Source organism: uncultured Caulobacter sp., from assembly GCF_937900395.1.
GTDB lineage: Bacteria > Pseudomonadota > Alphaproteobacteria > Caulobacterales > Caulobacteraceae > Caulobacter.
The window spans coordinates 1-6,543 of the sequence record NZ_CALCDX010000131.1 but is presented as its reverse complement, the minus strand read 5'-3'; the positions used below and the strand labels follow the sequence as shown (position 1 = coordinate 6,543).

Genomic DNA, 6,543 nt, shown 5'->3' with positions numbered 1-6,543 from the left:
GCCAACTGCCCACGTCGCGCACGCTGGTGAAGCCCGCCATCAGGGTCGCCCGGGCATGGACCGCGCCGACATAGGCCTGCTGAGCGGCGCTGCGCAGCAGGGGTTGGGCGATGTTCTCGCTCTGCTCGTCGTCGACCAGGTGGGTGTGCATGTCGATCAGGCCGGGCAGGACCGTCATCTCGCTCCAGTCGACCAGCGGCCCATCGGTCGGATCGCTTGTCCAGGCGGTGACGGCGGTGATCCTGCCATCCTCGATACGGATCAGACGGTCGCTCGCCACCCCGCCGGACTGCGGGTCGATCAGCCGGCCGACGCGGACATACGAGACCTCCGCCGCGCTCGCGGCGGTCGCCAGGGACGCCGCCAGCGCGGCCAGGAAGAGACGAGCCGTCATCAAGAGGTCTCCGCACCGCGCCGACGCGCCCGCCGCATCAGCAGATAGATGGGCGCGCCGGCGACCATCAGAGCCACCCCCCAGAAGGTCACCGACCAGCCCGCGCCGTAGAAGGTCCAGACCGAGTAGACCGCCGCCAGGATCGCCACCACGGTCAGGGACGGCGACAATGGCATCCGCCCCTCGCGCCCCAGCTTCAACACCGCCAGGGCGGAGGAGAGGTAGGCGAACAGGCACGAGGCCGTGGCCAGCAGGGCCATGAAGGTGAAGGCGTCGGCCATCGACTTGGCGTAGTTCATCAGCACCAGGACGGTCACCAGGCCGCTGGAGACCAGATGCGCCCGCACGGGCGTTCCGTTGGCCGAGGTCTTGCCGAACCAGGCCGGAAACACGCCCTCGCGCGCCATGGCCGCCGGCATTTCGCCCTGCAGCAGCACCCAGCCGTTCAAGGCCCCCAGGGCGCTGATCGCGGCGAAGGCGGCCAGGACCAGCCGCAGGTCGCCGCCGCCGTGATAGGCCACGAAGTCCACCAGCGGCGCATTGGACCCCTTCAGCACCGAGACCGGCGTCAGCAGCAGAACCCCGGCCGAGACGATCAGATAGACGAAGCCGGCGACCGCCGTGCCCAGCAGGGTGGCGCGCGGGATGTTGCGCTCGGGCCGATCGACCTGCTCGGCGGGAATGGTCGCCGACTCCACGCCCAGCAGGGCCCACAGGGTCAGGGCGGCCGCCGCGGTGACGCCGCCGCCGGACAGGGCCGAGGGCTCGAACGGCGCGATCGCGGCCGGCCCCTTGCGCAACAGGATCAGGCCGGCCAGCGCGGCCACGGCCGCCAGGGGCATGAGCTTGAGGATCGTGGTCAGCAGCTGGGTCCAGCCGGCCGCCCGGGCGCCGACGCAGTTGATGGCCGTAACGGCCCACAGCACCGCGACCGTGACCAGGGCGGCCAGGCCCGGCGTCTTCGCCAGGGCCGGGAAGAAAACGCTGGCGTAGCTGACGCTGGCGATGGCGATCGCCGCGTTCGCCACCCAGACCGAGATCCAGTACGACCAGGCGACCATGAAGCCGGCCGGACGGCCGAAGGCCTCCTCGGTATAGACGAAGGGGCCGCCGGGCCGGGGGAAGGCGTGCGCCAGCCGCGCGAACACCAGGGCCAGGCAAAGGGCGCCGCCGATGGTGATCAGCCAGGCGATCACCGCGTTCCAGCCGTAGGGCGCCAGCGAGGCGGGCAGCATGAACACGCCCGAGCCGATCATGTTGCCCACGACCAGCGCCACGCACATCCAGAGGCCGAGGGGTTTGGCGGTCGGCTTGGTCATTCCAGAAGTCCGACCTCCCCGGCGAATGCCGGGGTCCAGACCGAACCCGACAGGGGGGCGGGCTTGAGCGCGAAAAAGCGGCGCATCAACTTCAAACGCTCCGGATGAAACTGGCCCGGCATGCGCCGGGGAGATCGGAAGAAGGGCGTGGCGAAGGCGAACGAAAAAGGGGCGGCCTTCCGGACCGCCCCTTCGTCTTTCCCACCTTGAACTAGAACTGCTTGCCCAGCTTGATCCCCAAGGTCCGGGGCTGGTTGGGCACGATGTAGGTCATCGGATAGCAGAGGCTTTCGGCGCACTCGGCGTAGCGGTTCAGGCTGGCGCGCTTGTCGAAGATATTCTTCAGATAGAGCGACAACGACAGACCGTCCTTGTCGATGCCCGTCGAGAGATCGACCGTGGAATAGCGCGGCTGCTTGCCGATCAGGCCGCGCTCCAGCGTCCGCAGATCGGTCCAGTTGCTGGTCTGGCCGACGTACGAGCCCTGGGCGAAGGCGTCCCAGTCGCCCAGATTGAAGTCGTAGCGGACGGTGACATTGCTCTTGAACTTCGGCGTCACCGGCAGGACCTGGCCATCCGGCGCCTGGGGCGAGGCGCACTGGGTGATCGGGTTGCCCGCGCTGTCGGTGAAACCGCAATAGTTCGCGCTCAGCTTGGCGTCGGTATAGGCGGCCGAGGCGTTGATCGTCAGGCCGCGGGCCGGAACCCAGGTGACGTCGCTTTCCACGCCCTTGATGCGGGCCTGGTTGGCGTTCTTGATCTCGGTGAGGCCGTTGGCGCCGAGGATCGAGAACTGGAAGTTCTTCCAGTCCTCCAGATAGACCGCGCCGTTCCAGCGGAAGCTGTTGTTGAACCAGGTGGTCTTCCAGCCGGCTTCGTAGTTCTTCAGATAGTCGGCCTGGTACGGCGGCAGGGTGCTGCGCCGGTTGATGCCGCCCGGCCGGAAGCCCTTGGAGTAGGTGGCGTAGACCAGCTTGTCGCCGTCGATCTTGTAGGTCAGCGTCACCTTGGGAACGTTGCCGCTCTCCTTGACGCCCTTATCGAGGTTCGTGCAGGGCGAGCCGGCGACCACCGGCCCCTTGAAGCACGCCCGCTCGCCGGTCGAGCCGTAGCCCGCGCCGTAGCCGTAGAAGCCGACCAGCGTGTTGTGCGCCTTGAAGAAGCGGATGCCGGCGGTCAGCATCAGCTTGTCGGTGATGTCGTACTCGGCCTGACCGAACACGGCCTTGTCGCGATCGACGCGGTTCTGCTTGGTCAGCCAGATGGTGCCCGTATAGCCCGGCACCGAGATGTCGCTGCCCAGGCCGTCGATCTTGTAGTTCTGGAAGATGTTGTGCTTCTGCTTCTGGTAGAAGCCGCCGACCACGAACCGCAGCTTCTGGTCCTGCGGCGAGGCGATCCGGATCTCGTGGCTTTCCTTGCGGTAGCGGTCCTTGCCCTGGATGTACTGCGAGGGATTGACCAGGTTGCCGGCGTTGTCGGTCCAGGCGAAGCCCGAGCCCAGCTGATCGTAGAAGTACGAGTAGTCAGTGTAGTCCGAATTGACGACGTCGTTGCGCTTCAGATACGAGCCCGAATAGGTGACGTCGAGATTGGCGACCTGCCCCTCGATGGTCATGGCCGCCTGGACCCACTTGTCCTTGCTGCTCTCCGGATAGAAGTGGGTGACCTTCAGGTCGCCGACCTTGGGGTCATAGGCGAACAGGCCGCCCACCTTCTGCACCTGACCCATGACCTGGGGCGTGACCACCCAGTTGTCGTCCAGCTCGATGCGCAGGGCCGCGCGGCCGCCCTGGGTGTAGACGGTGTTGTAGTCGTCCTTGACCCGGGCCTTGTTGAAGATGGTGACGTCGTTGGTTGGGTCGTCGTCGCCGCGGGTGTAGGTGCGCGAGCCGGCGACGTTGTCGATATAGCCCGCGTCGCGCACGTCCCAGCCCACCAGGCGGACCGCGATCTTGTCCGACAGCGGCATATTGACGAAGCCTTCCAGCGTGTGGCCGGTCCCGCCGTGATCCACCTGGTTCAGCTCCAGATCGACGCCGGCCTTGAAGCCGGTCGAGGTGGGCTTGTTGGTGATGATGCGCAGCGTGCCGGCCTGGGAGCTGGCGCCGTACAGCGTGCCTTGCGGACCCGCCAGGGCCTCGACCCGGGCGACGTCGTAGACGTGGATGTCCAGGGCGCCCTGGATGGTCGTGACCGGCTGCTCGTCCAGATAGACGCCGACGCTGGGCAGGGAGCCCGAGTGGTTGCCGTCGCCGCCGCTGGCGACGCCGCGCATATAGACCTGGCCAAAGCCCGGGCCGCTGGTCGTGAACGACACGCTGGGAAGGTACTTCACATAGTCGACGAAGGCGCCGACTTGCAGCTGCTCAAGCTTCTCGCCGCCCAGGGCCTGGATGCTGACCGGCACGTCCTGCAGGTTTTCCGAGCGCTTCTGGGCAGTGACGACCACCTCTTCCAGAGCGGTGGCGCTTTGCGCGGCCTGGCTTTGCGCATGGGCCAGCCCCGTCATCATGGTCGAAGCCAGCAGAGCCGCCGAATAGGCGCCAACCTTTCTCGAACGCAGCAATCCCGACGCCATGGTCCACTCCCCCTCACCCCATTTGAGGGAACGATGTTCGACCCGCGCCCAAGAGTCCGGCAAGGTTGGAAATTGCGGTCCGGCGTCAATTCCGGCGACTGTTGCAGAAATGGCAAGAACCGCGACAGATGGTCAAATAACGGGCGCATCCGGATAGGCGTCGAGCACCGGCCCCAACGCCTGCTTGAGGGGCCCCAGATGCGATTCGAACTTCTGCCAGTGCTCGACAGCGTCCTTGAAGATCGGCCGCCGCACCTGCTCTGAACTGGCGGTCCGCACGGCGCGCTCGGTCTTGTGCGGCGTCAGGCAGGCGTCCTCGAACGGCAGGCCGCAATGGGCGAGCAGGGCGCGGATCTCGGCCTCGGGATCGGCGATCATCGCCTCGTAGATGACCCGATGGACGCGGCCCGGCAGCACGGCGTCGAAGTGCGCCATCAGCTCGACGTAGTCGGCGTAGTAGCGGCCGATGTCGGTCAGGTCGTAGCTGAACGCCTGCCCCCGCGCGAAGTGCTGCTTGAAGCCCGAGAAGCAGCAGCCCAGCGGATGACGGCGCGCGTCGATGATCTTGGCGTTGGGCAGGATCAGGTGGATGAAGCCCGCGTGCGCGAAGTTGTTCGGCATCTTGTCGATGAAGAACGGCTTGTCCGTCTTGCGCTGGACGCGGGTGCGCTCGATGAACTCTTCGCCGAGCTCCCGCAGCTGGTCGGGCGACAGCTCGGCCAGCACCTCGGGATAGCGGGACTCGGCGCGGTGGGCCGTCTTGCCGCCCAGGCGCCGCGCCATGACGATCAGGTCGGGCAGCTCCATCGTGCCCTCGACCAACGAGTGGCTGGCCAGGATCTGCTCGATCAGGGTCGAGCCGGCGCGCGGCAGGCCGACGATGAAGATCGGATCGGGCGCCCCCGCCCCCTGCCCCGCCCGCGCCGCCAGGAAGGCCGGCGTGAACACCGCCTTGGTCCGCGCGGTCTCGGCGACGTTCTCCTCGGGATCATAGTCCAGCTGCTTCCGGCGGATCGCCGCGCCGGCGGCGTAGTGGGCGAACGAGGCGTTCCACGCTTCGGCGTCCTCGTGCGCCTTGCCCAGGGCGTAGTGAAGGTGCAGCCGGTCGTCGTCCGACAGGCCGGGCACGTCGAGCGCGGCGGTCATGGCCGCGACGTCCTCGGGGCCGAACTTGACGGTCTTGAGATTGGCCAGGCTCCACCACGCCTCGCCCAGGGTCGGCGCCTGGTCCAGCGCCTTGCGGTAGGCGGCGATCGAGTCGGCCTGGCGCCCCACGGTCTTCAGCGCGTGGCCATAGCTCATCCAGCCCTTGGGCTGGTTGGGATAGTCGGCCAGCATCCGCTCGCAGACGGCGATGGCCTGCTCGTACTCCCCGAGCCGCGCCAGGATCGCGGCGCGCAGGTTGGCGTAGCCCGGATGGCGCGGGTCCTTGTCGGTCAGGCGCTCGATCTCGGCCAGCGCCTCCTGGTTCTTGCTCTGACGGTAGAGCATGGTCGCCAGGTTGTGGCGGGCGGCGGCGAAGTTCGGGGCCAGCTCCAGGCAGCGGGTCAGCAGGGCTTCGGCGTCGGCGTAGCGGCCCAGGCGCGCGCCGGTCTCGGCCAGCATGCGGATGGCGGCGACGTCGGCGGGATCGGCCTTCAGCCGCTCGCGCAGCAGGCGCTCGGCCTCGCCCAGGCGATCCTCGCCCAGCGCCGTAGCGGCCTCGACCAGCAGCGGATCACGGGTCGAGGCGCGCAACTGCCGGGCCAGGGCCCGCTCGGCGCCGGCCTCGTCGCCCAGCAGGGACAGGCTCTCGGAGAGGCCGCGCCAGGCTTCAGAGAGGCGCGGCTCCAAGGCGCTGGCCCGATCAAAGGCCTGCGCCGCCTCGGCCGTGCGGCCCAGGCGCTCCAGGCAGAGGCCCAGCTCCAGCTGGGCCAGCGGCAGGTTGGGAATCGCCTTGGCGAGGGGGGCGACGGTTTCCAGCGCCGCTTGAACCTCGCCCGACAGACGCAGGGCGGTCGCCAGCAGGCGCGTGGTGTCGGCGTGGCGCGGCACGACCTCCAGGATCGCCCGCGCCTGCTCGACGGCGAGACGCGGATCGCTCTCCAGCAGCCGCTCGGCGTTGGCGAACGCGTCGGCGAGGCTGGCGGCGGGAGCGGTCGTGGTCGTCATGGCGCGAGGAGAGCGGGCGGAGGGCGGGGGTGTCAATTGTCCTTCCTCCTCACCCGCGAAGCGGGGGAGGTGGCGCGATGCGGAGCATCGTGACGGAG

Annotated in this window: 4 protein-coding genes; all 4 read right to left on the bottom strand. The window is 68.2% G+C overall.

Features of this window, described 5'->3' with window-relative positions:
• A partial coding sequence (locus Q0379_RS11050; protein ID WP_299008343.1) for an amidohydrolase family protein occupies positions 1–394 on the bottom strand: 394 nt, incomplete at its 3' end.
• Positions 394–1,713: an amino acid permease gene (locus Q0379_RS11045; RefSeq protein WP_299008340.1), complete on the bottom strand. Its 1,320-nt coding sequence runs from the start codon at positions 1,711–1,713 to the stop codon at positions 394–396. The genes Q0379_RS11050 and Q0379_RS11045, both read right to left, overlap by 1 nt.
• A gap of 211 nt (positions 1,714–1,924) precedes the next feature.
• Positions 1,925–4,294, bottom strand: coding sequence for a TonB-dependent receptor (locus Q0379_RS11040; RefSeq protein ID WP_299008337.1), 2,370 nt, complete (start codon positions 4,292–4,294; stop codon positions 1,925–1,927).
• A gap of 132 nt (positions 4,295–4,426) precedes the next feature.
• Positions 4,427–6,445 carry a tetratricopeptide repeat-containing sulfotransferase family protein gene (locus Q0379_RS11035; protein WP_299008335.1) on the bottom strand — a complete coding sequence of 673 codons (2,019 nt, stop codon included), beginning with the start codon at positions 6,443–6,445 and terminating at the stop codon, positions 4,427–4,429.
• Positions 6,446–6,543 lie beyond the last annotated feature (98 nt).